The following is a 26,020-nucleotide window of genomic DNA, read 5'->3' as shown; positions in this document are numbered from 1 at the left end:
CGAGGTCTGGACCGACAGCGCCGAGGACCTCGCCCTCTACGTACGCCCGGACGAGCTGCACCAGAGCTTCAACTTCGCCTGGTTGCAGGCGCCGTCGCGCTCGCGGCCGCCGGAGCCCCGGACCGGGCCAAGCCGGGGCCGAGTGGCCGTGGCCGCCACGGGGGCGCGGTCACGGCCGGGGGGAATGGCCTGGCCCCCTTCTGCCCGGCCCGGCAGGCGTCTAACACCCTGCGGCAAAGAAAACTCTCGGTGAGTTAAAAATAACCTTGCGGCTGTTTGCCCCGCTCGGCGCGCCGTAGGCGGTTCGTAAAGCCTTTCGCATTACATGTCCATTATGTCCACTCGCCTACCCTGGGCGGCATGGGACAGTGGCGAGCCCCCGGCGGCATCCTGGTGGAGGCGATCATCCTCGATGATCGTCCACTGCTGCGCGTCTCCCACCGCGTCAACGGCCGGACGTACCTGCGCGGCTACTGCAAGACGGTGTCCGAACTGGACGAACACGGTGTAGACCTCGGCGAACTGGTGGAAGACACCTCGCTTGACCATTTGTAGACCCCGGCCCGCCACTGTCGATCAACCCCCCGGGGTACGGCATGATCCATGGTGGGGCTGCCGGCCTACGCGCCGATGATGGCCCAGCTGGGCACCCTGACCTCCGTCCAGGGCGAGGGCTGGGCCGTGGAGATGAAATGGGACGGCGTACGCGCCCTCGCCTACGTCGAGGGCGGCTCGGTCCGCCTGATGTCCCGTAACAACAAGGACATCACCCCCGCCTACCCCGAGCTCCAGCTCATGGCCGGCTCCACCGGCCGGCACGCGGCCGTGATCGACGGCGAGATCGTCGCCTTCGACGAGACCGGACGCCCCAGCTTCGCCGCCCTCCAGCCCCGCATGCACCAGCGCAACCCCGCCACCGTCGCCGAGCTCACCCGGGCGGTGCCGGTGACGTTCATGGCCTTCGACATCCTGCACCTCGACGCCGACAGCGTGATCGGCCGCCCCTACCGCGAGCGCCGCGAGCTGCTGGAGGACACCCTGCGGCCCGGCTTCCGCTGGGAGGTGCCCGTGTGGTTCGCCGACCACGCCGACCGCGCCTTCGACTCCTCCCGCCAGCTCGGGCTCGAAGGGATCGTCTGCAAGCGGCTCGGCTCCCCCTACCGGCCCGGCCGGCGCAGCGGCGAATGGACCAAGGTCAAGAACGTCAGCGCCGCCGAGGTGGTCATCGGCGGCTGGCACCCCGGCGGCGGACGACGGTCCGGCATGATCGGCTCGCTGCTGCTCGGCGCCTACGACCCGCGCGGCCGCCTGCTCTACGTCGGGCACGTCGGCACCGGCTTCACCCAGCAGATGCTGCGCGACCTCCAGGACCTCCTCACGCCCCTGGAACGCCCCGGGCCGCCCTTCGACGAGCCCGTCCCACGCGAGCACGCCCGCCACGCGCACTGGGTCGAGCCCCGCGTCGTCGGCGAGGTCCAGTACGCCGAGGTCACCGGCGACGGCCGGCTGCGCCACCCCTCCTGGCGCGGCCTGCGCCCCGACCGCGAACCCGGCGAGGCGAGCACCGCCGAGTTCCTCGCCCCCGGGGACGCCGCGGCGGGCTGACCGGGCGCGACACGTCCCGCTTGGGCACGCTAAGTGATGAAGTCATGACTTACAGTGATCGGAATCGCCTCGGACCGCCCAGGGGGACATCGTGTCGAAGACTCTGGTCACCACGCTCGCCGCGCTCGCCGGCGTCTCACTCGCCACCGCACTCACCACCGCGCTCACCACCGCGCCCGCCACGGCCCTCGTCACCCCGCCCGCCACCGCCGAACCGCCCCCGCTCAAGGCCCCCACCGCCCAGCACCCCGCCCAGCACCCTGCCCAGCGCCCTGCCCAGCGCCCTGTGCAGAGCCGGGACCGCAGTCCGGGCGCCGCGTCGTCGCCGATCATGCGCCCGGGACGCGCCGCCCGCTACTGGACGCCCGGCAAACAGGCCAAGGCCAAGGCCGTCGCCCTCCCGCCCAGCACGACCGGCCACGACACGGCCGCCCACGACACGGCCGCCAAGGGCACCGCCACCCAGAGCACCGCCGACCACAGCGCCGCCCAGAACAGCGCGGCCCAGAACAGCGCCGCCCAGAACAGCGCGGCCGAGCGGCGCAGCGTGCCCGGCGCCAAACGGCTCACCCCCGGCGGCGACGCCAACGGCTACGCCCCCGTGCGCCGGCCGTACACCGCCGACGGCAACAGCCGCGCCACCGGACGCCTGTTCTTCGTCAACGCCACCGGCCGCGACGACTCCTGCAGCGCCTCCGTCGTCCGCTCGGCCAGCAGGCTGCTGGTCATCACCGCCGCCCACTGCGTCTACAGCAGCCCCGACGGCTCCGCGTCCGGCACCTGGCACACCAACTTCGCCTTCGTCCCCGCCTACGACGGCCGCGCCGCCACCGCCGCGCAGCGCGAGCCGTACGGCAGATGGGGCGGACGGCGCGCCTGGAAGCCAGACGCCTACACCGGACGCACCGGCGGCGACTGGAACTCCGTCTACGACGTCGCGCTCGTCGAGGTCGGCGGCCGGAACCGCACCCTGCAGGACACCGTCGGCGCCTTCACCCCCCTGCGCAACGAGGGCGGCCGCTTCACCATCGCCACCTCCGGCTACCCCGGCGTGCTCGGCCGCCGGCCCTACGACGGACGCGACCAGCTCTGGTGCCTCGGCCGCACCCAGCAAGCCCGCGGCGAGAACACCACCGGCGACATGCTCGCCGCCCGGCTGGCCGGCGCCGGCGACCCGGCCGGACGGATGGAGACCTACAACTGCCACCTGGCCAAGGGCCACAGCGGCGGGCCATGGGTCGTCCGCGGCAGCGACGACCTGGTCGGCGTGCTGTCAGCGGGCAAGGAGGACGGCGAGCCCGACGGCAACTCCGTCGCCACCGCGCTCAACGCGGAGGGCTACGGCGCGATCGTCCGCCAGGCCGACCCCAAGGGCGTCTACGACTCCCTCTCCCTCGACGCCGCCGGCCCCGGCGCGCCCGTCCGCCGCGGCGGCACCGCCACCGTCACCGCGACCGTCACCATGCGCGGGCTCATGGCCGCCGCCCAGGTGCCCGTCACCCTCACGCTCCCGGCCGGCGCCACCCTGACCTCCGTCGACGGCGCCACCTGCCGCCACGGCGACCACCGGGCCGAATGCGTGATCGACGTCATCCACCCCGGCCGGCCGGTCCGCATCTCCGCCAAGGTCGCCGTCGGCCGCGACGCGGACGCCGCCCTGCCGGTCACCATGCACGTCACCTCCACCCGCCTCGACCCCGCCCAGCGCGACAACTCCGCCGTCCTGCGCCTGCGCACCGCCACCGGCTAGGCAGCGGCCGGCGCCGGTTCCCGCAGCGTCCGCGCCAGCAGCCAGGCCAGCACCGGGAAGGCGATCAGGCAGGCCAGCGCCGTCCTGAGCGAGGCGGCTTCGGCGACCGCGCCCACCAGCGGGCTGGTCAGGCCGCCCACGCTCACCGCCAGCCCCAGCGTGACGCCGCTCGCCGTGCCCACCCGGTTCGGCAGCAGATCCTGCCCCAGGGTCACGTGCAAGGAGAACGGGACGTACAGGGCGACCGACGACGCCGCGACGAAGACGTAGACCAGCGGGCCCGGCGCCAGCACCACCCCGGCCACCGCGGGCACCGCCGCCGCGTACGCCGCCCGCATCGCCGGCACCCTCCCCCACCGGGCCGCCAGCCGGCCGCCCAGCACCGTGCCCGCCGCCCCGCCCGCGAACAGCACGAACAACGCCACCGCGCCCGCCGCGCCGCCGCCCACGTACAGGGCCACGAACGCGCTCAGACCGACGTACACCACCGACCGGAAGACGATCACCGACGTCAGCCGGGCGAACCCCGGCCAGTCGTCACGGCCCACCGACCCCACCGCCGGACGCGCCCCGCCCCGGCCGCCCGCCAAGGCCCGCACCGCAGGGAGCGTCAGCACCGCCCCCAGCACCGCCGGCACGGCCAGCAGCGGCGAGGCCCCCAGCCCCCACGCCGACAACAGCGGCGTCACCAGCACCGGCGCCGAGGCGAACCCCAGCGTCCCGCCCAAGGAGAACCAGCTCATCCGCACATGACCGCCCTCGCTGGCGATCCTGGCCAGCCGCGCCGACTCCGGATGGTAGGCCGCCACCCCCAGCCCCGACACCGCCGCCGCCAGCCACGTCACCGCGTACGACCCCGTCACCCCGGCGCACGCCACGCCCGCCCCCGCCACCACCATGGCCGACGGGATCAGCCACGGCATCCGCCACCGGTCCGTCAGCAGCCCGAAGACCGGCTGCACGACCGACGACGACAACGTGGCCGCCAGCACGATCCCCGACACCGCCACATAGCCGTACCCCCGCCCGGACACCAGGAACGGCACCAACGCGGGCACCGCGCCCTGGTAGAAGTCCACGCACGCGTGCCCCGCCGCCAGCGACCGGATCCTGTTCACGCCACCGATGATGTCCCCGGCCCGACCTGGCCTGCTTCCGATAAATTGCCAATCTATGCCGAATATCCGCCACACCCCCGTGGCGCCCACCGGCCGCCGCCCCCTGGCCCCCGGCACGGGCATTGACGCCCACCGGCACGACACCCACCAGATCGCCTACGCCTGCGCCGGCATGCTCTCCGTCACCACCGACGCCGGCACCTGGGTCGCCCCCGCCAACCGCGCCATCTGGGTGCCCGCCGGCACCGTGCACGAACACCGCGCCCACGGCAGCACCGACCTGCGCCTGGTCGGGCTCACCGACAATCCGCTCGGCCTCGACCGGCCCGCCGTGCTCGCCGTCGGCCCGCTGCTGCGCGAGCTCGTCATGGCCTACACCGACGACGACGCCCCCGTGGGCGAGGAGCGCGAACGGCTCCTCGCCGTCCTGCTCGACCGGCTCAGACGCGCGCCCGAGCAGCCCTTCCACGTGCCCGCCGCGCGCGACCCGCGCCTGGTCGCCGTCTGCGCCGCCCTGCACGACGACCCCGCCGACGGACGCACCCTGGCCACCCTCGCCGCCCTGGCGGGCACCAGCGAGCGCACGCTCGCCCGGCTGTGCCGCCGCGAGCTCGGCATGAGCTTCCCCCAGTGGCGCACCCAGCTCCGCCTGCACCAGGCGCTGCTGCTGCTGGCCGACGGCCTGCCGGTGACCGTGGTCGCCCATCGCTGCGGCTGGGCCTCGGCCAGCGCGTTCATCGACGTCTTCCGGCGGGCGCTCGGGTACACGCCGGGCCGCGCCTTTACAATGTAGATTCGCTACACTTGTCAGACGTGAGCAAAACGAAAGGCAAGGGCGGCGGCACCCCGGCCACCATGGCGCTGACCAAGGCCAAGGCCGACTTCACGCTCCACCCCTACGATCACGACCCGAGCGCCCAGGCCTACGGCGAGGAGGCCGCCGACGCGCTCGGCGTGCCCTACGACCGCATCTTCAAGACGCTCGTCGCCGAGACCGAGAGCGGCCTCGCGGTGGCGGTCGTGCCGGTGTCGGGCAAGCTCGACCTCAAGGCCCTGGCCTCGGCGCTGGGCGGCAAGCGGGCCGCCATGGCCGAGGCGGCCAAGGTCGAGCGGGTGACCGGCTACGTGGTGGGCGGCATCAGCCCGCTCGGCCAGCGCAAGCAGCTTCCCACCGTGGTCGACTCCTCGGCGCTCGACCACGAGACGATCTACTTCTCGGCCGGCCGGCGCGGGCTCCAGATCGAGACCGCCCCCGACAACCTGATCACCCTCACCCGCGCGGTCACCGCCCCCATCGGCAAGGCCGGCTGAGCGTCCCGACGGAAGGCTACCGGGAGCGGTGGCGCCGGCGGCGGAACGACGGGTCGGGCGGCTACCGGGAGCGGTGGCGCGGGCGGCGGAACGACGGGTCGGGCGGGCCCTGCCCGAGCAGCCACTCGAACAGCCGCCGGTGATGCCGGAAGAACGCGCGCTCGCCCTGCCGCCGGTTCTTCTTCTTGTCCTGCTCCTGCGCCTCGGCCTCCTTCAGGCCGGGCGTGAACCCGCCGCCGAACCGGCCCATGTCCGGCCCGGGGAAGCCCCTCGGCTCGGTGTGGTCCAGGGCTTGCTGCATCGACTCGACCCAGATCGGGCCGGGCAGCGACGCCCCCTGCACGGCGCCGTAGTACTGGTCGCCGATCTGCACGCCCTGCAGCGGATAGCGGTAGGAGCCCCGGATGTCGCCGAGGCTCACCGCCGCCGCCAGGTCCGGCGTGTACCCGGCGAACCAGGCCGAGGTGTAGCCGTTGTTGGTGCCGGTCTTGCCGGCGGCCGGGCGGCCGACGCTCTGCCCCTGCATGGTGCCCTTGTCGAACACCCCGGACAGCACGTGGTTGACGGCGTCGGCGACCGGCCGTTCCATGACCTGCTCACAGGACGGCGGCACGTGCGCGCGCCGGCCGCTCCGGTCGGTGATCTCCACGATCGCCAGCGGCCGGCAGTGCAGGCCGCGCGCCGCGAACGTGGCGAAGGCCCCCGCGACCGTCACCGGGTCCATCTCGTTGACGCCCAGCGTGAACGTCGGCACCTCGCGCAGCGGCCGGCCGTCGGCCCGCACCGCCCCGAGGGCCCTGGCCGTCTTGACCACGTTGCAGAGCCCGACCTTGCGCTCCAGCATCATGTAGAAGATGTTCACCGACTTCCAGGTGCCGGTCTCGATGCTGTGCGGGCCGCCCGAGCCCTCGCCGCTGGCGTTGAGTATGCGCGTGCCGGGGTCGTTGACCGGCCGGCCGGCGCAGTTGCGGTAGCCCTGCGCGGGCACCAGCTCCCCCGGCGTCTGGAAGCCGTCGCCGAACCGCCAGCCCTGCTGCAACGCCGTGGCCAGGGTGAAGACCTTGAACGTCGAGCCCGCCTGGAAGCCCTGGCCGCCGCCGTGCGCCACGTCGGCGGGCAGGTTGAAGGTGGTCCGCGGGCCGTTCTTCTTGTTGCCGCGGTTGCGGCCGAACTCCTTGCTGGCCGCCATCGCCCTGATCCGGCCGGTGCCGGGCTCGACCATGGCCTCCGCGGCGACCTCGGTGTCCTCCGGCGAGACGTGCCGCCGGATCGCGCGCTCGGCCGCGCGCTGCGCGACCGGGTCGAGGCCGGTCCTGACCACCAGGCCGCCCCTCGCCATCCTGGCCCGCCGCTCGGCCGGGGTGTTGCCGAACGCCGGGTTCGACAACATCTCGTTCTGGACGTACAGGCAGTAGTAGGGGTACGCGCTCTGCCCGCAGCCGCCCGGCTCGGGCTTCAGCCGCAGGGCCAGCGGCGTGCTCTTGGCGGCGCTCGCCTGGGCCTGCGTGATCAGCTTGAGCCCGGCCATGCGGTCCAGCACGAGGTCGCGCCGCTCCTTCAGCCGCGCCTGGTGCGAGCGGCCGAGCGAGGGGTCGGTCGAGTACGGCATCCGCACCGCCCCCGCCAGCGTGGCCGCCTGGGTCAGCGTCAGCTTGGCGGCGGTGGTGGAGAAGAAGCGCCGGGCCGCCGCCTCCACGCCGTGGGCGCCGGCGCCGAAGTAGGCGATGTTGAGGTAGCGCTCAAGGATCTCGTCCTTGCGGTACTTGTGTTCCAGCGCCATCGCGTACCGCAGTTCGGTGATCTTGCGGGCCAGGTTGGGGGCGCGCGCCTTGTCCCGTTCCGCATCGGTGCGAGCGCTCTCGACCAGGATGTTCTTGACGAGCTGCTGCGTCAGCGACGAGCCGCCCTGCCGGATGCCGCCCGCCTGCGTGTTGGTGAGCAGTGCCCGCAACGTGCCCCGGACGTCGAGGCCGCCGTGCTCGTAGAAGCGGGCGTCCTCGATGGCCACGATGGCCTTGCGCATCAGCGGCGCCACGGCCCCGAGCGGCACGGCCGTCCTGTTGGCCTCGTAGAACTGGGCGAACTGCCTGCCGTCCTTGTCCAGCAGCCTGGTCACCTGCGCCAGGGGCTCCTCGCGGGGCGCGGGCGGCAGGTCGACGAAGGTGTCGGCGACGTTCTTGGCGGCCAGGCCGCCGCCGCTCACCACGGGAACGGCCAGTGCCGCCGCCAGCACCCCGCCGAGCGCCCCCGCCATGGCGAGGCCACCGATGGATCTGAGTACGGTCACGCAGATGATCTGCAACCAGCAGATCATCGGCAAACGCCCACTTCCCCGGTCTTTACCGTTCTCTTCGGATGTTCAGACCAAGCGAGGCGAACTGCTCGTACGGCCGGTGGTAGCCCCGCTCGATGTGGTGCACGCCGCGCAGCGTGGACGTCCCGTCGGCCACCGCTGCGGCCAGCACGGCCGAGAACCCGGCCCTGATGTCGGGCAGCGTCACGTCGGCGCCCCTGAGCTTGGAGACGCCGCGCACCACGGCCGAGTGCCGGGCGTTGGTGTCGTGGTAACGGCAGGCCGGCCCGCCCAGGCACTGGTCGAACACCTCGATCTCGCAGCCCATCCGCTGCAGCGCGGGCACGTAGACCAGGCGGTTCTCGAAGACCGTCTCGTGCAGCACCGACATGCCCTGGCTCTGCGTGAACAGCACCATGAGCGGCGTCTGCCAGTCGGTCATGAAGCCGGGGTGGGTGTCGGTCTGCACGGCCGCCGAGCGCAGCCCCTCGGGCGGGGCGGTGGCGCACAGGTACTCGTCGTTGATGTCGAACCGGGCGCCCATCCTGGCCAGCGTGGTGATCGCGGTGACCAGGCGGTCCTGGGGGCAGCCGTGCACGCGCACCTCTCCCCCGGTGATCAGCCCGGCCGCCAGGTAGGAGAACGCCTCGATGCGGTCGCCGGTCAGCCAGGTGGAGGCGCCGCGCAGGTGCTCGACGCCCTCGATGACGATCCGGCGGTCGGGCGACAGCTCGATCCGGGCGCCCATGCGCTGCAGGAACAGCGCCAGCTCCACCACCTCGGGCTCCATGGCGGCGTTCTTCAGCACGGTCTTGCCCTCGGCCAGCACCGCCGACATGAGGATCGTCTCCGTCGCCCCCACGCTGGGGTACGGCAGTTCGAGCCGGGCCCCGTTGAGCCGCTTGGCCTTGGCCGAGATGCCGGTGTCGCCCACCTCCACCTCGGCCCCCATCGAGCGCAACGCCTCCACGTGGAAGTTCACCGGCCGCCGCCCGATCGGGTCGCCGCCGACCAGCGGCACGAACGCCTCCCCCGCCAGGTGCAGCAACGGCCCGAGCATGAGGATGGGGATGCGGTTGAGCCCGGTGAACGCGTCGGGCACCCGCGGCCTGATCTCCGCCCCGCGCTCGATGCGGATCTCGGGACCGGCGATCTCGACGTGGATGCCGAGCGCCTCCAGCATCGCCGCGGTGATGCCCACCTCGCCCACGTCGGGGGCGTTGTGGATGCTGCTCTCGCCGTTGCCCAGCATGGCGGCGACCATGTGCTTGGACACACCGTTCTTGGAGCCCCGTACGACGACGTCCCCGCGGAGGGGGCCGGAGGGCTCGATCAACCAGACCTCTTCTGCAATCACGAAGCGAGCCTAACCGGGAGATACCATCGAGCTGGTTCGGATGCAGTTGTGAGGGGGAATGGCGTGACGAGGGAAGTACGCGCTTTTGCGGTAACTGTCCTCATACTCGCCACTCTCGGGGTCGCCGCCGGGCTCAGCTGGTCCGCGATCTCGCCGCGGGCTCCCTACCAGGTGACCGAGCACGGCCTGGTGCTGGCCGACCTCACCACGCAGGCGCTGATCGCGGCCGACGGCTGGTTCGCGGTGATCACCGGCGCGCTGGGGCTGCTCTGCGGCGGTCTGGCGTGGTTCGCCGGGCGGCGCTGGATGCTGGCGGTGCTGCTCGGGCTGTGCGCGGGCGGGGTGGCGGGCAGCTTCCTCACCTTGTGGGCCGGGTCCACGTTCACGGTCGGCGCGGTGGTGGTGGAGGCCGCGGCCGAGCCCGGGGTGCGGATCGTGCCCGGGGCGCTGAAGCTGACCGCCGAGGGGGTGCTGGTGGCCTGGCCGCTGCTCGCGGTCGGCCTGTTCGGGCTGCTGGAGGGCATGCACGGCTACCGAGAGTCGCCGTTGCGGCACCCGTACGGCCTCGAGCCCTAGACCGGCGGGCGGCGCAGGCCGTGGCCGGTGGCCTGCTCGAACGCGCGGGCCACGCGCAGCACCCGGGCGTCGGCGAACGGCCGCCCGACGATCTGCACCCCGACCGGCAGCCCCTCGGGCGTGAACCCGGCCGGCACCGAGGCCGCCGGCGCGTGCAGCACGCTGATCCAGTACGCCGAACGCATCCAGGCCAGGTAGTCGGGCAGCCGCTCGCCGTTGATCTCGCTCACGTGCGGCTGCTCCACCGGGAACGGCGGCACCTGGCTGACCGGCGCGAGCAGCACGTCGTAGGTGTCGAAGAAGCCGGCCATGCGCTGGTAGAGGCCGCTGCGCAGCCGTTCGGCGCGGGCCAGGTCGGCGCCGGTGACCGTGCGGCCCCGCTCGACGTTCCAGCTCGTGTTGGGGCCGAGGCCGGTCAGGTCGCCGAAGGACAGGGCGTAGTACCAGGCGCGGTAGATCCGGAAGGCGTCCTCGGCGTCGGACAGGTCGAGCGCGACCTGCTCGACGTGCGCCCCCAGCTCCTCGAACACGGCCGGCGCCGTCGCGGTCACCGCGGCCGTGCGCGGATCGACCGGCAGCCCGCCCAGGTCGGGGCTCCATGCCACCCGCAGCCCGCGCACCCCCTGCTCGGGCTCGGGCGCGAACTCCTCCTTGATCGCGAACGGCGACCGGGCGTCGAACCCGGCGACGGCCCCGAGCATCAGCGTGAGGTCGTCGACCGTGCGCGCCATCGGCCCCGGCACCGCCAGCGTGTACCAGGCGGCCGTGTCGGAGGGGTCGGGGACGCGGCCCGGCGTGGGGCGCAGGCCCACGACGTTGCAGAACGAGGCGGGGTTGCGCAGCGAGCCGCCCATGTCGGAGCCGTCGGCCAGCGGGACCATGCCGGTGGCCAGGGCCGCCGCGGCCCCGCCGCTGCTGCCGCCGGCCGACCTGGCCAGGTCGTAGGGGTTCCTGGTGGCGCCGAACACCTCGTTGACGGTGTGCGAGCCGGTGCCGAACTCGGGCGTGTTCGTCTTGCCGATCGTGATCGCCCCGGCGGCGCGCAGCCGGCGCACGATCAGGTCGTCCTTGTCGGGGACGTTCCGCGCGAACAGCGGCGAACCGTACGTGGTGCGGATGCCCGCGGTGTCCACCAGGTCCTTGTGGGCCACCGGGACGCCGTGCAGCGGCCCCTCGGGCTCGGCCGCGTCGGCCGCCCTGGCCGCCTCCAGCGCCCGCTCGGCCACCAGCGTCACGATGGCGTTGACCTGGGGGTTGACCTGCTCGATGCGGTCGAGGTGGGCCTGGAGCAGCTCCACGGCGCTCACCTGCCCGGCCCTGATCAGGCGGGCCATCTCGGTCGCGGTCAGGTAGTGCAGTTCGCTCACCCTGCGATCCTGCCCCACCCGCGCGCCGGGACACGACGGCGACCTTTGCCCACCTCCCCCGCCCGCCTTGGCACCCGCCCACAAGCCGGTCCGGCGAGCCCCGGCGCGGTCACGCGCCGAGGCGGGCCGCGCCGAGGAGGCTCCGGAGGGTCAGGCGCCCAGGCAGGCGGGGCCGAGGAGTTGCTTGAGGTCGCCCATCAGCGCCGGTGACGGCGACACCCGCAGGCGGTCGTCGACCCGCATGACGGTCGTCTTCGGCCCGTTGTGCACCTGGAGGTGCACCTCCGAGGTGCCCGGATGCGTGGTGAGGATCTCCTTCAGCCGCCCGACCACCGGCGGCGTGCACCGGGTCAGCGGCAGGCTCACCAGCAGCGGCCCGCCCGCCTCCTGGGTGAGGTCGGGCGCGGTCACCTCCATGGCGATGACCTTCGCGACGTCCTCCCGCTTGTCGATGCGCCCCTTGACGAAGACGATCGCGTCCTCGGCCAGGATCGTCGAGCACAGCTGGTACGCCGACGGGAAGATCATCACCTCGATCGCGCCTTCGAGGTCCTCAAGCTGGGTGAGCACCCACGTGTCACCCTTCTTGGTGACCTTGCGCTGCACCCCGCTCAGGATGCCGCCCAGCGTCACGACCTGCCCGTCGGCCCGGCTCTCGTCCTGGACGGCGGCGATCGAGCAGTCGGCCCCCGCGGCCAGGATGTGCTCCACGCCGAACAGCGGGTGGTCGGAGACGTAGAGGCCGAGCATCTCCCGCTCGAACTGCAGCAGCGTGTTCTTGTCCCACTCCCCGGGCGGGATCTGCACGTCGAAGGTCTGGTCCTCGCCGCCGTCGATCGCGCCGAACAGGGAGTCCTGGCCGATGGCCTCGTTCTTCTTGATGTCGATGATCGCGTCGACGGCCTGCTCGTGCACCATGACCAGGCCCTTGCGCACGTGGCCGAGCGAGTCGAAGGCCCCGGCCTTGACCAGCGACTCGATCACGCGCTTGTTGCACACGATCGCGGGCACCTTGCGCAGGAAGTCCTTGAAGTCGGCGAAGCGGCCCTTGGACTTGCGCGCCGAGATGATGCCGTCGACGACGTTGCCGCCGACGTTGCGCACCGCCGAAAGGCCGAAGCGGATGTCGGTGCCGCGCGGGGTGAAGTCGAAGTCGGAGTCGTTGACGTCGGGCGGGAACACCTTGATGCCCATGCGGCGGCACTCGTTGAGGTAGAGGGCCGACTTGTCCTTGTCGTCCTTGACGCTCGACAGCAGCGCCGCCATGTACGCGGCCGGGTGGTTGGCCTTGAGGTAGGCCGTCCAGTAGGAGACCAGGCCGTAGGCCGCCGAGTGGGCCTTGTTGAAGGCGTAGTCGGAGAAGGGCAGCAGGATGTCCCAGAGCGTCTTGACGGCGTCGGCCGAGTAGCCGTTGTCCTTCATGCCGCTCTCGAAGGACTCGAACTGTTTGTCCAGCTCGGCCTTCTTCTTCTTGCCCATCGCCCGGCGCAGCAGGTCGGCTTTGCCGAGCGAGAACCCGGCGACCTTCTGCGCGATGGCCATGACCTGCTCCTGATAGACGATCAGGCCGTAGGTCGTGTCGAGGATCTCGGCCAGCGACTCCTTGAACTCCGGATGGATCGGGGTGATCTCCTGCTGGCCGTTCTTGCGCAGGGCGTAGTTGGTGTGGGAGTTGGCGCCCATCGGGCCGGGACGGTAGAGGGCGCCGACGGCCGAGATGTCCTCGAAGTTGTCGGGCTTCATCAGCCGCAGCAGCGAGCGCATGCCGCCGCCGTCGAGCTGGAACACGCCCAGCGTGTCGCCCCTGCCCAGCAGCTCGTACGTCTTCCGGTCGTCGAGCGGCAGCTTCAGCAGGTCGATCTGCTCGCCGGTGGTGGACTCGATCATCTTCAGGCAGTCGTCGATGATCGTGAGGTTGCGCAGGCCCAGGAAGTCCATCTTCAGCAGGCCGAGCGTCTCGCAGGTCGGGTAGTCGAACTGCGTGATGATCGCGCCGTCGGAGTCGCGGCGCATGATCGGGATGTGGTCGGTGATCACCTCGCGGGACATGATCACGCCGGCGGCGTGCACGCCCGTCTGCCTGATCAGGCCCTCCAGGCCCTTGCCGAGGTCCATCGTCGCCTTGACGTCGACGTCTTCCTCGTAGAGCCGGCGCAGCTCGCCGGCCTCGTTGTAGCGCGGGTGGTCCTTGTCGAAGATGCCCGACAGCGGGATGTCCTTGCCCATCACGGCCGGCGGGAACGCCTTGGACACCTTGTCGCCCAGCGCGTAGGGATAGCCCAGGACGCGACCGGCGTCCTTGATGGCGGCCTTCGCCTTGATGGTGCCGAACGTGGCGATCATGGCGACCTTGTCGGCGCCCCACTTCTCGGTCACGTAGCGGATCACGTCGCCGCGCCTGCGCTCGTCGAAGTCGATGTCGACGTCGGGCATGGAGACGCGGTCGGGGTTGAGGAAGCGCTCGAAGATCAGGCCGTGCGGGAGCGGGTCGAGGTCGGTGATGCCCATCGCGTACGCCACCAGCGAGCCGGCCGCCGAGCCACGGCCCGGGCCGACCGGGATGCCGTTCTGCTTGGCCCACATGATGAAGTCGGCGACCACGAGGAAGTAGCTCGGGAAGCCCATCTGCTCGATGATGCCGATCTCGTACTCGGCCTGCCGCTTGTGCTCGTCGTCGTAGCCCTCCGGCCAGCGGCGGTCCATGCCCTCCCAGACGGTCTTGCGGAAGAACTCGCTCTCCGTCATGCCGTCGGGGATGGGGTAGGTGGGCATGAGGTTCTTGAACTCGAAGAACCCGGTCGGATCGACCTTCTCGGCCACCAGGAGCGTGTTGCGGCAGCCCTCGGCCCACAGGTCGGAGGAGTCGACGGCGCGCATCTCGTCGGCGGTCTTGATGTAGTAGCCGGAGCCGTCGAAGCGGAAGCGGTCGGGGTCGGACAGCTGCTTTCCGGTCTGGATGCACAGGAGGGCGTCGTGGGAGGCGGCGTCGGACTCGTAGGTGTAGTGGGAGTCGTTGGTCACCAGCGGCGGGATGGCGAGCTCTTTGCTGATGCGGGTCAGGCCGTCGCGGACCCGGCGCTCGATGTCGAGGCCGTGGTCCATGATCTCCAGGAAGAAGTTGTCCTTGCCGAAGATTTCCTGATATTTCGCGGCGGCCTTGAGCGCCTCGTCGTACTGGCCGAGCCGCAGCCTCGTCTGCACCTCGCCCGACGGGCAGCCGGTGGTGGCCATCAGGCCGTCGGCGTGCTCGGCCAGGATCTCGGCGTCCATGCGGGCCCACTTGCGCACGAAGCCCTCGGTGTAGGCGCGCGAGCTGAGCTTCATCAGGTTGTGCAGGCCGGTCTTGTTGCGCGCCCAGATCGTCATGTGGGTGTAGTAGCCACCCGCCGAGACGTCGTCCTTCTTCTGGTGCGGCTCGCCCCACAGCACGGGCTTCTTGTTGTGCCGCAGCTCCGGCGCGACGTAGGCCTCGATGCCGATGATCGGCTTGATGCCGGCGCCCGTGGCCTGCTTGTAGAAGTCGTACGCGCCGTGCATGTTGCCGTGGTCGGTGATCGCGATGGCGGGCATGCCCAGGTCGCCGACCTGTTTGAACATCTGCTTGAGCCGGGCGGCCCCGTCGAGCATGGAGTATTCGGTGTGCACATGCAGATGGACGAACGAGTCGCTGGACGACATGGAGCGGCGCCTCCCCGGGTCTGGATGCGATGGTGCGCTCCGACTCTAGTGGGCCCGACCGACATCCCGGAGCCGCCTCGCGCGCCCCGCGGGACCGGCGCGCCGGAAGCGTCGCGGCCACCGGCCTCGATATCGTCTCCCTCACGCAAAGTAATGAAGGAGACACCGGGTGCGCACGCAGTCCGACGAGGGGTACAGCCACGCGCTGGGCAACCGCCAGATCCAGATGATCGCGATCGGCGGCGCGATCGGGGTCGGCCTCTTCCTCGGCGCGGGCGGCCGCCTGGCCGCCACCGGGCCCGCGCTCGTGCTCTCCTACGCCACCGCCGGGCTGGCCGCCTTCTTCGTCATGCGGGCGCTCGGCGAACTGGTGCTCTACCGCCCGGCCTCGGGCTCCTTCGTCGAGTACGCGGGCGAGTTCATCGGCCCGTGGGCGGCCTTCGCCAGCGGCTGGATGTACTGGGTCAACTGGGCCTTCACCGGCATCGCCGAACTGACCGCCATCGCCGCGTACGTCCACTACTGGGCCGGCGGCTTCCCCCAGTGGCTGACCGCGCTGCTCGCGCTGGGGTTCGTGCTGGCGGTCAACCTGCTGTCGGTCCGTCTGTTCGGCGAGCTGGAGTTCTGGTTCGCGATGCTGAAGGTGCTGGCCATCGTGATCTTCCTGGTGGTCGCGCTGGTGCTGGTGGTCTTCGCCGTCGGCGACGCCGGGCCGCGCAACCTGGTCGCGCACGGCGGCTTCTTCCCCACCGGCTTCCCGCTGGTGCTGATGAGCCTGCAGTCGGTGGTGTTCGCCTATGCCTCGATCGAGCTGGTCGGCATCACCGCCGGCGAGACCGCCCGGCCGCACGAGGTCATGCCGCGGGCGATCAACGGCGTGATCTGGCGCATCGCGATCTTCTACGTGGGCTCGGTGCTGCTGCTGGCGATGGTCCTGCCCTGGACGGCCTACAGCGCCGGCACCTCGCCGTTCGTCACGTTCTTCGCCGGGCTCGGGGTGCCCTGGGCGGCCGACGCCATGAACCTCGTGGTGATCACCGCCGCGCTCTCGTCCTGCAACTCGGGCCTGTACGCCACCGGCCGCATCCTGCGGTCGATGGCCACCAAGCGGGAGGCCCCCGCCTTCGCCGCCGCGCTCAGCTCCCGGCACGTGCCGATCGGCGGGATCGTGTTCACCGCGGCCATGTTCCTCGGCGGCGTGGCGCTGTTCTACTACCTGCCCGAGCGCGCCTTCAACATCGCCACGGCGGTCGCCTCGCTGGGGGTGATCACCACGTGGGGGGTGCTCGTCTACTGCCAGACCCGGCTGCGCGCCACCGGGCACCGGTCGGCGTTCCCGATGCCGGGCTCGCCGTACACCAACTGGCTGACGCTCGGGTTCCTGGTGCTGGTGATCCTGCTGATGCCGTTCGCCGACCGCGATCAGCGGGTGGCCTTCTTCCTCATCCCGGCCCTGGTCGCGGGCATCGCGCTCGGCTGGCTGGTGGTACGCCGCCGCCGCCGGACGCGGAAGGCCGCGCAGGAGGCGGGTTAGTCTCGTCCGGGCAGGAGTCGCCGCTCGGGGGAGGCCACACTGGACAAGCTGGACGACACACTCGATCCCGCGCTCGGCCGGGCGGCGACCGCCGTCCCCGCCACCGAGCCACCGGACACCACCGGGCCCGAGCCCGCCACCGCGTCCGCCACCATGCCCCTCACCGTGTCCGCTCAGGGGCCCGCCACCGTGTCTGTTCCCGGGCCCAGCCACGTGTCTGCCGCCGAGCCCATCGCCGGGCCCGCCACTGAGCCCGCCACCGAGCCGTCCGGCGTGCCCGCCGTCGAGCCGTTGGCGCCGGTCGGGGGCGGGGTCGGGGCGGAGCGGCAGGGGCGGGGGCGGCAGGTGTGGCGGGTCGCGGCGGCGGCAGCGGCGGCGGGTGCCGCGCTCGCGCTGATCGGCGTGCCACTGGGCGTCTACCCGAAGCTCGCCTGCGCCGTGCTCTCCCCCGGCTGCGGGCCGCTCCAGGAGCCGCGCGGCGACCTGCCGCGGCTGACCCGGCTGACGCCCGTCCAGGCGGCGCTGAGCGGCACGTACGTCGCGCTCGGCGACTCCTACTCCTCCGGCGAGGGCGTCTACGAGCAGGACGCCGGCCCGGTCAACGACGGCGCCGACCGCTGCCACCGCGCCCGCGGCTCCTACGTCCCGCTGGTGGCGAAGGCGCACCCGTTCACCGGCGGCAGCGCCTTCTACGCCTGCAGCGGCGCCACCACCCGCCAGCTCCTGTCCGGCCAGTACGGCCAGCAGCCCCAGATCACCCGAGTCGGCCCGTCGGCCAGCCTGGTGACCCTGAGCATCGGCGGCAACGACGCGGGGTTCACCGACGTCCTGACCGGGTGCATCGTCAAGCTGCCCTGGTCGTCGGCCTGCGTCGACCAGGACGCCACGGTCGCCCGGCGCATCGCCGAGCTGCGGCCCAGCCTGACCAGGGTGCTCGGCGAGCTGCGCGCCCGCGCGCCGGGGGCCCGGGTCATCGTCCTCGGCTACCCCAGGCCGTTCCCCGCCTCGCCCGTCCGCACGGTCGACAACCTGAGCGTGGCCGACCAGCGGTGGCTCAACACCGTCACGCGCAAGCTCAACGACACGGTGGGCGCCGTCACGGCCGAGCAGGACCGCGGCCTGGCCGGCCTCGGCGCCCCCGGCAGCGTCGAGTACGTCGACGCCTACGAGGCGTTCACGGGCCACGAGGCCGGCACGCCGCAGCCGTACCTCAACAGCCTGGCCGTGGACATGGACCCGCTGACCGTCAACGCCCGCAGCTTCCACCCCACCGGCGACGGCTACCGCCGCTTCGCCGAGCTGATCAACCAGCAGATCGCCACCGGCCCCGGCCGCCCGTTGCACAACTACCGCCTCACCACCCCCTGAGCCGCGAGCGTCCCGCCCCCGGCTCAGGGATGGCCTCAGCGGCGGGCGCGTTCCTCGGCCAGGTGGAGGCCCGCCTCGATGACGGCGTTCATCACCGCCGCCAGCCGCTCCTCCCCCAGCTGGGGCGCCCGCGTCGCCATCCGCGCCACCAGCGCCCGCTCCCGCGCCAGGTCGCGCCCCGCGAACCCGCCCACCGGCTTGAGCCGCTGAACGACGCCCGCCAGGGCGGCGCGCCGCTCCAGGAGGGTGGCCAGCGCCGCGTCGACCCGGTCGATCGCCTCCCGGCACTCGGCCAGCGTCGCCGGCGACTCGGGCCGCAACAACGCGCCGACCAGCGTCACGGCCTCCTCGGCCGCCCGCACGTCCGCAGCCTCGTCCGCCCGCCCGGACGCGCCCGAGCCACCGGAGCCGCCGGTGCCGCCCGAGCCGCCGGTGCCGCCGGGACCGGCGACCACGAGGCCGTCGGCGCCCGCCGCCACGGCCGCCGCCGCCAGCCCCGGGTCGCGCGAGACGTCGGCCAGCACCGGACGCCCCGACGCGGCCCGCGCCGCCCGCAGCACCCCGAGGTCGAGCCGGCCCCCCTCGCACAGGACCACCTGGTCGTTCCCCTCGGCCGCGCAGTAGCCGGCCAGGCCCACCCATTCCTCCACCGACGCCGACGGCCGCCGCTCGACCACCACCGGCAGCCCGAGCCCGGCCGCGGCCCGCACCAGCGGGATGTCGCGCGTCCACGTGGCCCCCACCACCACGGCGTCGGCCAGCGCCGCGATCGCCGGCAGGTCGGCCGCCGAGTACGGCTCCACCAGCGTGGCCCGCTCCCCCAGCGCCTCACGCGCGTCGACCTGCCCCCGATGCGGGCGCAGGCTCACCCGCCCGCCGATCACCACGGCCGGGCCGTGACCCACGCGCAGCCCGCCGATCGTCACCATGTGCCGCTCCAAGGTCGATGTCATCTCGACTCCCCACTCGGGCCGGCCCAGCGAAGCCGGCAGGAAAACCAAAAAGGCAGAGACGGGGCGTCTCTGCCTTGTGCCGACTCCAGGTGGTCGCTAGCTGACGACCGGCCCTCCCGGAGCCGGCTCGGTAAAGGTGTAGCGACAAGTCATGTCTGAAACCTTACACCCGCCTCCACCTGCTGGACGTTCCTTCTCATATGGCGGACTGACCTTCCGGCGAGTCGCCGATGATCCCTCGCTATGGGAGTATTTCTTGGCCGAGAGGGAGGGTTTGAGGCCGTTGATGTCGGATCGCAAGCAGGACGGACGCCGCATCGCCGGCCGGTACGAGCTGCTGGAGCCCATCGGCAAGGGCGGCATGGGCATCGTCTGGCGCGCCCACGACGAGCTCCTCGACCGCACCGTCGCCATCAAGGAAGTCCGCTACGCCGCTGCCCTGGGCGACGAGGTGCAGCTGCTCAACCGGCGCACGATGCGCGAGGCGCGGGCCGCGGCCAGGTTCGAGCACCCCAACGTGATCGTCGTCCACGACGTGATCGAGGAGGACGGCCGGCCCTGGATCGTCATGCAGCTGGTCCAGTCGCGCTCCCTGGGGGCGGTGATCAAGCAGGAGGGGCCGCTGCCGCCCGAGCGGGTGGCCGAGATCGGCGTCGCCGTGCTCGACGCGCTGCACCGGGCGCACGAGGCCGGGGTGCTCCACCGCGACGTCAAGCCCGAGAACGTGCTGCTGGCCGACGACGGCAGGGTCGTGCTGACCGACTTCGGCATCGCCACGCTGGAGACCGAGACGCAGCTCACCGTGACGGGCCTGGCGGGCACCCCCGCGTTCATCGCGCCCGAGCGGCTCAAGGGGCTGCCCGCGCGCCGTGAGTCCGACCTGTGGTCGCTGGGCGCGACGCTCTACACGGCCGTCGAGGGCCGCTCGCCGCACGAGCGCGGCATGGCGCTGGCCACGATGCACGCCGTCCTGACCGACGAGCCCGACCCCGCCCCGCACGCCGGGCCGCTGGCCGGGGTGATCAGCGGGCTGCTGGTCAAGGAGCCGGTGCAGCGCCTGACGTACGAGGAGGCCGCGCGGATGCTGCGCGAGGCCGCCACCGCGTCGAGCCCGGCCGAGACCAGGCGGTTCCCCAGCCGGAAGCTGCGCGCCGCCGTCCCCGCCCCGGACCCCGTCGAGGACGAGGACGACACCCCGACCGACCCCGACCTGCCCGTCCCCCCGCCCAGGCCCGCGCCCCGGACCACGCCCAGGCCCGCGCCCACGCCGAGGAGCAGGGCCGCCGGCACGCCGCCGCCCGTCGGGACCGGCGGGCGGATCCCGCCCTCGACCAGGGACTCCGCGCTCCCCGACGCGCTCCCCGACGCGCCCACCGGCGAGCCCACGGTGAGCAGCCGCCGGCAGGGCCGCAAGTTCGGGCCGATCGCGCTGGCCGCCGCGGCGGTCGTGCTGGTCGCCGGGGTCGGCGGCTATCTCGGCCTGAGGTCGGCCCCCGAGGACCACTCGTCCAGGCCGCCGCAGGCCAGGCAGTCGGCCAAGGCCCACACCTCGTCCTCCGCGCCCACCGCGTCCACCTCGGGCACCGAGTCGAAGCCGCCGGCCACGAGCACGCCCTCGTCCTCGCCGTCCTCCTCGCCCTCGGCCACGCCGGACAAGACCGAGGACGCCGACCCGCTGCCCAGCGGCTGGAAGATGTACAAGGACAAGGAGCTCGGCTTCTCCATCGGGCTGCCCAAGGGTTGGGACGTCTGGGACCGCGGCGGCCGGCAGGTCAAGTTCAAGGGCCCCGGCGCGGCCCCGAACGCCTACCTGATGATCGAGGAGGCGGCCAAGCCCGGCAAGGACCCGTACAAGGACTGGAAGAAGCAGGAGCCGTCGCTCAAGCACAACTTCGGCGGCTACAAGAAGATCGGCATCAAGAAGGTCGACTACATGAAGGCCGCCGCCGACTGGGACTTCACCTGGAACACCAACACGGGCAAGACCCGGGTGCGCGACCGCGGCTTCATCACCGAGAACGGGAAGGCGTACGCCATCTACTGGCACACCCTCAACAGCCACTGGAAGAAGGACTACCACCTTTTCGAGGGCTTCAGCGCGACCTTCAAACCCGCCAAGTAGGCTTCCCTGCGTGGAAAGGCAGGTCAGCAACCGGTATCGCCTCATCGAGCCCCTCGGGGAGGGCGGCATGGGGGTGGTCTGGCGTGCCTACGACGAGCTGCTCGACCGTACGGTGGCGATCAAGGAGGTCCGCTACACGGGCGTGGGCGACGCCAAGCGGGCCGACCTCAACCGCAGGACCATCAGGGAGGCCAGGGCGGCCGGCCGCCTCGACCACCCGTCGGTGATCGTCATCCACGACGTCGTCGAGGAGGACGGCCGGCCGTGGATCGTCATGCAGCTCGTCCGGTCGCGGTCGCTGGCCGAGGTGATCGGCGAGCGCGGGCCGCTGCCGGCGGCGCTGGTGGCGATGGTCGGCGGCCGGGTGCTCGACGCGCTGCGGGCCGCCCACGCCACCGGGGTGCTCCATCGTGACGTGAAGCCCGAGAACGTGCTGCTGGCCGACGACGGCAGGGTCGTGCTGACCGACTTCGGCATCGCCGCGCTGGAGGCCGAGTCGGGGCTGACGGCGACCGGCGGGCTGGTGGGCACGCCGGCGTACATGCCGCCGGAGCGGCTCAACGGCGAGGCCGCCCGTCCGGAGTCCGACCTGTGGTCGCTGGGGGCCACCCTGTACGCGGCGGTGGAGGGGCGGCCGCCGTTCAAACGCGACTCGTGGGCCGCCACGGTGGCGGCCGTGCTGCGCGACGAGCCGGAGCCGCCCGTGCGGGCAGGGGCGTTGCAGCCGGTCATCATGGGGCTGCTGCGGCGCGACCCGGCGGCCAGGATGCCGGCCGGCGAGGCCGCGCGCCTGCTGCACCAGGTGGCGACCGGGCAACCGCTGCTGGCCGACCAGACCCCCATGTGGTCGGCCCCCTTCCCGGCCCCTGGGCCCGCCGCCCCCGGCCCGTCCCCCCAAGGCCCGTACCCCCAGAACCCGGCCCCGCACGGCCCGCACGCCACCCCCAGCGGCCCGCATCCCACCCCGAGCGGCCCCCACCCCACGCCCAGCGGCCCGCACCACAGCCCGAGCGGCCCCCATGCCACCCCCAGCGGCCCTTACCCCGCGCCGCAGGGATCGCCGCCCGTCACCGGCGACGCGCGGCCGCCGCACCGGACGGTCCCGGGAGACCCGCGGCGGCGCGGCCGGACGATGTGGATCGCGGTGCCCGCCACGGTGGCCGTCCTGGCGCTCCTGGGCGGCGGCGGCGTGCTGCTCTACGACCAGCTGTCAGGCTCCGCCACGCCCACCCCGACGGCCGGCGGCCAGCCGCCCGCCACCGGCGACCCCACCCCCGGCCCCTCGACGCCGCCGTCGAAGTCCCCGACGCCCGAGCCGAGCCCCCAGCCGACCAAGAAACCCACCGGCGAGCCGACCCCCACGGCCCCGGCGGTGCCCGCCGGCTGGCGCCCCCTCACCAGCGCCGCCGGCCACTTCTCCATGGCCGTCCCCAAGACCTGGACGGCCGCCAAGAACCCCACCAGGGACAGCATCCGCCTGTCCGGCCCCGGCACCCCCGGCGCGATGATCGTGGAGTGGACCGTCCCCGACATCCCGTGGAAGGACCCGCAACAGCACTGGCTCGGCCTGGAGAAGGAGATCAAGGCCAAGGGCGAGTTCGACCACTACACCCGGATCGGCATCACCCCCACCGAATACCTCGGCCTGCGCGCCTCCGACTGGGAGTTCACCCAGATGCGCAAGGGCCAGCTCATCCACGTGATCAACCGCGGCTTCCACACCGCGGCCGGCCGCCCGTACGCCCTGTACTGGGAGACCCTCGACTCCCGCTGGGCCGCCGACCGGCACTGGTTCGACACCTTCGTCAAGACCTTCCGCCCGGAATGACGCCGGAGCACGACGGCACGCGGGAACGGGCCCGGTTCTGGCGGCATCCGGCCGTTCCCGAGACCGACCTGCTTAAGGCCCGCTACGTCACCCACCGCTTCTCCCGGCACGTCCACGACGGGTACGCCATCGGGCTGATCGTGGCGGGCGTGGAGGAGTTCGACTACCGCGGCACCCTGCACCGGGCGGGCGCGGGCGAGCTGGTGCTGGTCAACCCGGACTCGGTGCACACCGGTCAGGCGGGCACGCCGGGCGGGTGGGCGTACCGGATGCTGTATCCCTCGGTCGAGGCGCTGGCCGGGATCGCGGCCGAGCTCGACGCGCCCCTGGCCACCCCGTACTTCCCCCACCAGGTGGTGCGCGACCCGGAGGTGGCGGCCCTGCTCGAGCGGGCGCACCAGGCGGCCGAGCGCGGCGACGCGCTGGCCGCCTCCACGCTGTCGCGCACGCTGTTCGCCAAGCTGCTGAGCAGGCACGCCGCGCCCAGGCCGGACGCGAGCCCGCCGGGCGCGGGCCGGCAGGCGGTGCGCGAGGCGATGGCGCTGCTGCACGAGAGCCTGCTCGACCCGCCGACGCTGGAGGCGCTGGCGGCGGCGGTGGGGGTGCGGCCGTTCCCGCTGCTGCGCGCGTTCAAGGCCGTGACGGGCCTGCCGCCGCACGCCTACCTCACCTCGCTGCGCGTGCGGCAGGCCCGCCGGCTGCTCCTTGAGGGGGTACGCCCGGCGCAGGTCGCGGCGGACGTCGGCTTCACCGACCAGGCCCACCTGAACCGCCACTTCAAGCGCGTCGTGGGCGTTCCGCCCGCCGCCTACCAAAAGGCTGCAGGAACGTACAAGACCGGATATTTGCCCAGTTCATAAGCTGTTTCCCATGGAACAGACAACTCGCCGTTCCGCCGCGGTGCGTGACGGCCTCGGTGTGGGACTGGCCGTGGGGTTGTCCGGTCTCGCGTTCGGCGCGGCGGCGATCACCGCCGGGCTCAGCGTGCCCCAGGCGTGCGTGCTGAGCCTGCTGGCCTTCACCGGCGCCTCGCAGTTCGCGCTGGCCGGGGCGATCGGCGCGGGCGGCGACCTGACGGCCGCGGCCGCGGGCGCGCTGCTGCTCGGCGGCCGCAACACCCTCTACGGCCTGCGCCTGGCCGACCTGCTGAACGTCCGCGGCCCGCGCCGGCTGCTGGCCGCCCACGGCGTGATCGACGAGACCACGGCCGTCACGCTGGCCCAGCCGGACGAGCCGTCGGCGCGCACCGGCTTCCTCACCACCTTCGCCAGCCTGTACGTCGCCTGGAACCTCACCACCCTGGCCGGCGCGGTCGGCACGTCCCTCCTGGGCGACCCGCGGGTGCTCGGGCTCGACGCCGTGGGCCCGGCCACGTTCCTGGCCATCCTGTGGCCGCGGCTGGCCGCCAGCGGGCGGCTGCGGGTGCTGGCGGTGGCCGGGGCGGCGGTCGCGCTGGCGGCCAGCCCGTTCTTCCCGCCGGGCGTGCCGGTGCTGCTGTCGGCGGTCGCGGTGCTGGTGGTGATGGTGCGATGACGGTCTGGTGGGCGATCGTCGCGGTCTGCCTCGGCTGCTACGCGCTCAAGCTGGCCGGGCTGGCCGCGCCGCGCCGGGTGCTGGACCATCCGGCGGTGCGCCGGTTCGCCGAACTGGTGCCCGTGGCGTTGCTGTCGGCGCTGATCGCGGTGCAGATGTTCACCGAGCAGGGCCGGCCCGCGTTCGACCCGGCGCGCACGGCGGGGCTGGTGGCGGCCGTGGTCGCCCTGGTGCTGCGGGCGCCGTTCCTGGTGATCCTGGCGGCGGCGGCCGTCGTCACCGCGCTTGCCCGGATGTTTCTTGGGTAGTCGCCGTGCATGTCCGATTCTGCGGGGATGGTCGGTGGCCGCTACCGGCTGCTCAGGACGATCGGCCAGGGCGGTATGGGAACCGTGTGGCAGGCGCACGACGAGGTGCTCGGCCGTGACGTGGCCGTCAAGGAGGTGCTGCCACCACCGGATCTGAGCGGCCCTGAGCGCGAGGTGTTCGCCGTGCGCACGTTCCGCGAGGCGCGGGCGGCCGGCCGGGTGGCGCATCCGGGGGTGGCGGCCGTCTACGACGTGCTGGAGGAGGGCGGGCATCCGTGGATCGTCATGCAGCTCGTGCACTCCCGCACCTTGGGCGAGACCATCCGCGCCGACGGCCCGCTGCCGCCGGCCAAGGTCGCCGCCATCGGGCTGCAACTGCTGGAGGCGCTGCGCGCCGCGCACGCGGCGGGCGTGCTCCATCGTGACGTCAAGCCCGACAACGTGCTGCTGACCGAGGACGGACGGGCGGTGCTGACCGACTTCGGCATCGCCACCACCGAGGACGAGGCCCCCGTCACCAGGACCGGCATCCTCATCGGCACCCCCGCCTTCATGGCCCCCGAACGGGCGGCCGGCGGCCAGGCCAGGCCCGCCTCCGACCTGTGGTCGCTGGGCGTGACGCTGTACATGGCGGTCGAGGGCCACTCCCCCTTCCACCGGGACAACGCCCTGGCCACGCTCGGCGCGGTCATGCACGCCGAGCCGGAACCGCTGGCCCGCGCGGGCGTGCTCGCCCCCGTGCTGCTCGGGCTGCTGCGCAAGAACCCCGCGCAGCGCATGTCGCTGGAGGAGGCCGAGCAGCGGCTGAGACTGGTCCTGACCGGGGGGCCGCTGGAGCAGACCGGCCCGGTGCCGGTGCCCCCGATGGCCGTACGCCGCCCGCGCAGGATGCCGATCCTGGCCATCGCGGCGGGCGCGCTGCTGGTGGGCCTGGTCACCGGCGGCGCGGCCTGGTGGACGAAGCAGTCGGACCAGCCGGTGCAGGGCCGCGCCCCGACGATCCCGGCGGTCGTCACCCCGCCCGGCAGCGACGCCCCGACGGACGCGCCGAAGACCACCGTCACCGACTCCGAGCCGCCCCCGGCGACCTCGCATCCCTCGCAGTCCGCGCATCCCTCGCAGTCCGCCGCGCCCCGGCGCAGCGCCCCCTCGCCCACCAGCGGCGAACGGACCAGCACCCCCGCGAAGTCCCCGGCGAAGAAGCCGACGCCCACCAAGTCGGCGGCCCAGCGGGACGAGCAGGACAAGAAGAAGGACGACGCCCCCTCCAGGACCCCCGGCCAGATCGACCCGTCGCAGGACGGCGAGGAGTAGCGGCC

The 26,020-nt window shown here is 72.9% G+C and carries 20 protein-coding genes; 14 read left to right on the top strand and 6 right to left on the bottom strand.

Going from position 1 to position 26,020, the window contains the following annotated elements; translation table 11 throughout:
• Positions 1 to 360: 360 nt before the first annotated feature.
• From ACWEJ6_RS39870 to ACWEJ6_RS39860, 3 genes are all read left to right on the top strand, one after another.
• Positions 361 to 555, top strand: a complete 195-nt coding sequence (locus ACWEJ6_RS39870) for a hypothetical protein (RefSeq protein ID WP_387666495.1) — start codon at positions 361 to 363, stop codon at positions 553 to 555.
• Positions 556 to 603: 48 nt separating this feature from the next.
• On the top strand, positions 604 to 1,605 hold the full coding sequence (gene ligD / locus ACWEJ6_RS39865) for a non-homologous end-joining DNA ligase (RefSeq protein ID WP_352358387.1): 1,002 nt from the start codon (positions 604 to 606) through the stop codon (positions 1,603 to 1,605).
• 91 nt (positions 1,606 to 1,696) lie between these two features.
• The gene (locus tag ACWEJ6_RS39860) at positions 1,697 to 3,355 is read left to right on the top strand and encodes a trypsin-like peptidase domain-containing protein (protein WP_452430665.1); all 1,659 of its coding nucleotides are present in this window, start codon (positions 1,697 to 1,699) and stop codon (positions 3,353 to 3,355) included.
• On the opposite strand, the gene ACWEJ6_RS39855 is transcribed toward ACWEJ6_RS39860, so the two are convergent.
• Positions 3,352 to 4,473: an MFS transporter gene (locus ACWEJ6_RS39855; protein WP_452430663.1), complete on the bottom strand. Its 1,122-nt coding sequence runs from the start codon at positions 4,471 to 4,473 to the stop codon at positions 3,352 to 3,354. The two genes, ACWEJ6_RS39860 and ACWEJ6_RS39855, sit on opposite strands and share 4 nt — an antisense overlap.
• Before the next feature lie 55 nt (positions 4,474 to 4,528).
• Between ACWEJ6_RS39855 and ACWEJ6_RS39850 the strand changes: the two genes are divergently transcribed.
• Positions 4,529 to 5,266, top strand: a complete 738-nt coding sequence (locus ACWEJ6_RS39850) for a helix-turn-helix domain-containing protein (RefSeq protein WP_452430661.1) — start codon at positions 4,529 to 4,531, stop codon at positions 5,264 to 5,266.
• Positions 5,267 to 5,328: 62 nt separating this feature from the next.
• Positions 5,329 to 5,784, top strand: coding sequence for a Cys-tRNA(Pro) deacylase (gene ybaK, locus ACWEJ6_RS39845; RefSeq protein ID WP_358294295.1), 456 nt, complete (start codon positions 5,329 to 5,331; stop codon positions 5,782 to 5,784).
• A 61-nt stretch (positions 5,785 to 5,845) separates the two neighbouring features.
• Here ybaK and ACWEJ6_RS39840 read toward each other — a convergent pair whose 3' ends face one another.
• Together ACWEJ6_RS39840 and murA are read right to left on the bottom strand one after the other, a co-directional pair.
• Positions 5,846 to 8,071: a transglycosylase domain-containing protein gene (locus ACWEJ6_RS39840; RefSeq protein WP_452430659.1), complete on the bottom strand. Its 2,226-nt coding sequence runs from the start codon at positions 8,069 to 8,071 to the stop codon at positions 5,846 to 5,848.
• A 52-nt stretch (positions 8,072 to 8,123) separates the two neighbouring features.
• Positions 8,124 to 9,434, bottom strand: a complete 1,311-nt coding sequence (gene murA, locus ACWEJ6_RS39835) for a UDP-N-acetylglucosamine 1-carboxyvinyltransferase (RefSeq protein ID WP_352324923.1) — start codon at positions 9,432 to 9,434, stop codon at positions 8,124 to 8,126.
• A gap of 63 nt (positions 9,435 to 9,497) precedes the next feature.
• On the opposite strand from murA, the gene ACWEJ6_RS39830 reads away from it, so the two are divergent.
• Positions 9,498 to 10,010, top strand: coding sequence for a hypothetical protein (locus ACWEJ6_RS39830; RefSeq protein ID WP_452430657.1), 513 nt, complete (start codon positions 9,498 to 9,500; stop codon positions 10,008 to 10,010).
• Here ACWEJ6_RS39830 and ACWEJ6_RS39825 read toward each other — a convergent pair.
• Positions 10,007 to 11,377 carry an amidase gene (locus ACWEJ6_RS39825; protein ID WP_387666473.1) on the bottom strand — a complete coding sequence of 457 codons (1,371 nt, stop codon included), beginning with the start codon at positions 11,375 to 11,377 and terminating at the stop codon, positions 10,007 to 10,009. The two genes, ACWEJ6_RS39830 and ACWEJ6_RS39825, sit on opposite strands and share 4 nt — an antisense overlap.
• Positions 11,378 to 11,527: 150 nt before the next feature.
• Entirely contained in the window at positions 11,528 to 15,055 is a 3,528-nt protein-coding gene (gene dnaE / locus ACWEJ6_RS39820; protein WP_452430655.1) for a DNA polymerase III subunit alpha, read from the bottom strand.
• Positions 15,056 to 15,224: 169 nt separating this feature from the next.
• Here dnaE and ACWEJ6_RS39815 point away from each other — a divergent pair, with 169 nt between their 5' ends.
• Positions 15,225 to 16,589, top strand: coding sequence for an amino acid permease (locus ACWEJ6_RS39815; RefSeq protein ID WP_452430653.1), 1,365 nt, complete (start codon positions 15,225 to 15,227; stop codon positions 16,587 to 16,589).
• A 189-nt stretch (positions 16,590 to 16,778) separates the two neighbouring features.
• The gene (locus tag ACWEJ6_RS39810) at positions 16,779 to 17,957 is read left to right on the top strand and encodes an SGNH/GDSL hydrolase family protein (RefSeq protein ID WP_452430651.1); all 1,179 of its coding nucleotides are present in this window, start codon (positions 16,779 to 16,781) and stop codon (positions 17,955 to 17,957) included.
• Positions 17,958 to 17,992: 35 nt separating this feature from the next.
• Here ACWEJ6_RS39810 and ACWEJ6_RS39805 read toward each other — a convergent pair whose 3' ends face one another.
• Positions 17,993 to 18,910, bottom strand: a complete 918-nt coding sequence (locus tag ACWEJ6_RS39805) for a chorismate mutase (RefSeq protein WP_452430649.1) — start codon at positions 18,908 to 18,910, stop codon at positions 17,993 to 17,995.
• Between the two features lie 286 nt (positions 18,911 to 19,196).
• Between ACWEJ6_RS39805 and ACWEJ6_RS39800 the strand changes: the two genes are divergently transcribed.
• Genes ACWEJ6_RS39800 through ACWEJ6_RS39775 form a run of 6 tightly spaced genes read left to right on the top strand, consistent with a single transcriptional unit; the run spans position 19,197 to position 26,015 of the window.
• Positions 19,197 to 21,032 carry a serine/threonine-protein kinase gene (locus ACWEJ6_RS39800; RefSeq protein ID WP_452430647.1) on the top strand — a complete coding sequence of 612 codons (1,836 nt, stop codon included), beginning with the start codon at positions 19,197 to 19,199 and terminating at the stop codon, positions 21,030 to 21,032.
• A 10-nt stretch (positions 21,033 to 21,042) separates the two neighbouring features.
• Positions 21,043 to 22,860, top strand: coding sequence for a protein kinase domain-containing protein (locus tag ACWEJ6_RS39795; RefSeq protein WP_452430645.1), 1,818 nt, complete (start codon positions 21,043 to 21,045; stop codon positions 22,858 to 22,860).
• Positions 22,857 to 23,720, top strand: a complete 864-nt coding sequence (locus ACWEJ6_RS39790) for an AraC family ligand binding domain-containing protein (protein ID WP_452430643.1) — start codon at positions 22,857 to 22,859, stop codon at positions 23,718 to 23,720. Before ACWEJ6_RS39795 ends, ACWEJ6_RS39790 begins: the two co-directional genes overlap by 4 nt.
• Positions 23,721 to 23,730: 10 nt before the next feature.
• Positions 23,731 to 24,393, top strand: a complete 663-nt coding sequence (locus ACWEJ6_RS39785) for an AzlC family ABC transporter permease (protein WP_452430641.1) — start codon at positions 23,731 to 23,733, stop codon at positions 24,391 to 24,393.
• Positions 24,390 to 24,701, top strand: coding sequence for an AzlD domain-containing protein (locus tag ACWEJ6_RS39780; RefSeq protein WP_358293921.1), 312 nt, complete (start codon positions 24,390 to 24,392; stop codon positions 24,699 to 24,701). Before ACWEJ6_RS39785 ends, ACWEJ6_RS39780 begins: the two co-directional genes overlap by 4 nt.
• 9 nt (positions 24,702 to 24,710) lie before the next feature.
• Entirely contained in the window at positions 24,711 to 26,015 is a 1,305-nt protein-coding gene (locus ACWEJ6_RS39775; RefSeq protein ID WP_452430639.1) for a protein kinase domain-containing protein, read from the top strand.
• Positions 26,016 to 26,020: the final 5 nt, after the last annotated feature.

It is taken from the genome of Nonomuraea sp. NPDC004702, from assembly GCF_053601695.1.
The sequence above is the reverse complement of the archived record's forward strand: the minus strand, read 5'-3'. Positions and strand labels throughout refer to the sequence as shown.

Excerpts from the sequence above, each read along its gene's own strand:
- ACWEJ6_RS39870 (WP_387666495.1), top strand. The coding sequence starts at position 361 with ATGGGACAGTGGCGAGCCCCCGGCGGCATCCTGGTGGAGGCGATCATC.
- ligD (WP_352358387.1), top strand. The coding sequence starts at position 604 with ATGGTGGGGCTGCCGGCCTACGCGCCGATGATGGCCCAGCTGGGCACC.
- ACWEJ6_RS39850 (WP_452430661.1), top strand. The coding sequence starts at position 4,529 with ATGCCGAATATCCGCCACACCCCCGTGGCGCCCACCGGCCGCCGCCCC.
- ybaK (WP_358294295.1), top strand. The coding sequence starts at position 5,329 with ATGGCGCTGACCAAGGCCAAGGCCGACTTCACGCTCCACCCCTACGAT.
- dnaE (WP_452430655.1), bottom strand. The coding sequence starts at position 15,055 with ATGTCGTCCAGCGACTCGTTCGTCCATCTGCATGTGCACACCGAATAC.
- ACWEJ6_RS39805 (WP_452430649.1), bottom strand. The coding sequence starts at position 18,910 with ATGACATCGACCTTGGAGCGGCACATGGTGACGATCGGCGGGCTGCGC.
- ACWEJ6_RS39800 (WP_452430647.1), top strand. The coding sequence starts at position 19,197 with ATGTCGGATCGCAAGCAGGACGGACGCCGCATCGCCGGCCGGTACGAG.
- ACWEJ6_RS39790 (WP_452430643.1), top strand. The coding sequence starts at position 22,857 with ATGACGCCGGAGCACGACGGCACGCGGGAACGGGCCCGGTTCTGGCGG.
- ACWEJ6_RS39785 (WP_452430641.1), top strand. The coding sequence starts at position 23,731 with ATGGAACAGACAACTCGCCGTTCCGCCGCGGTGCGTGACGGCCTCGGT.
- ACWEJ6_RS39780 (WP_358293921.1), top strand. The coding sequence starts at position 24,390 with ATGACGGTCTGGTGGGCGATCGTCGCGGTCTGCCTCGGCTGCTACGCG.
- ACWEJ6_RS39775 (WP_452430639.1), top strand. The coding sequence starts at position 24,711 with ATGTCCGATTCTGCGGGGATGGTCGGTGGCCGCTACCGGCTGCTCAGG.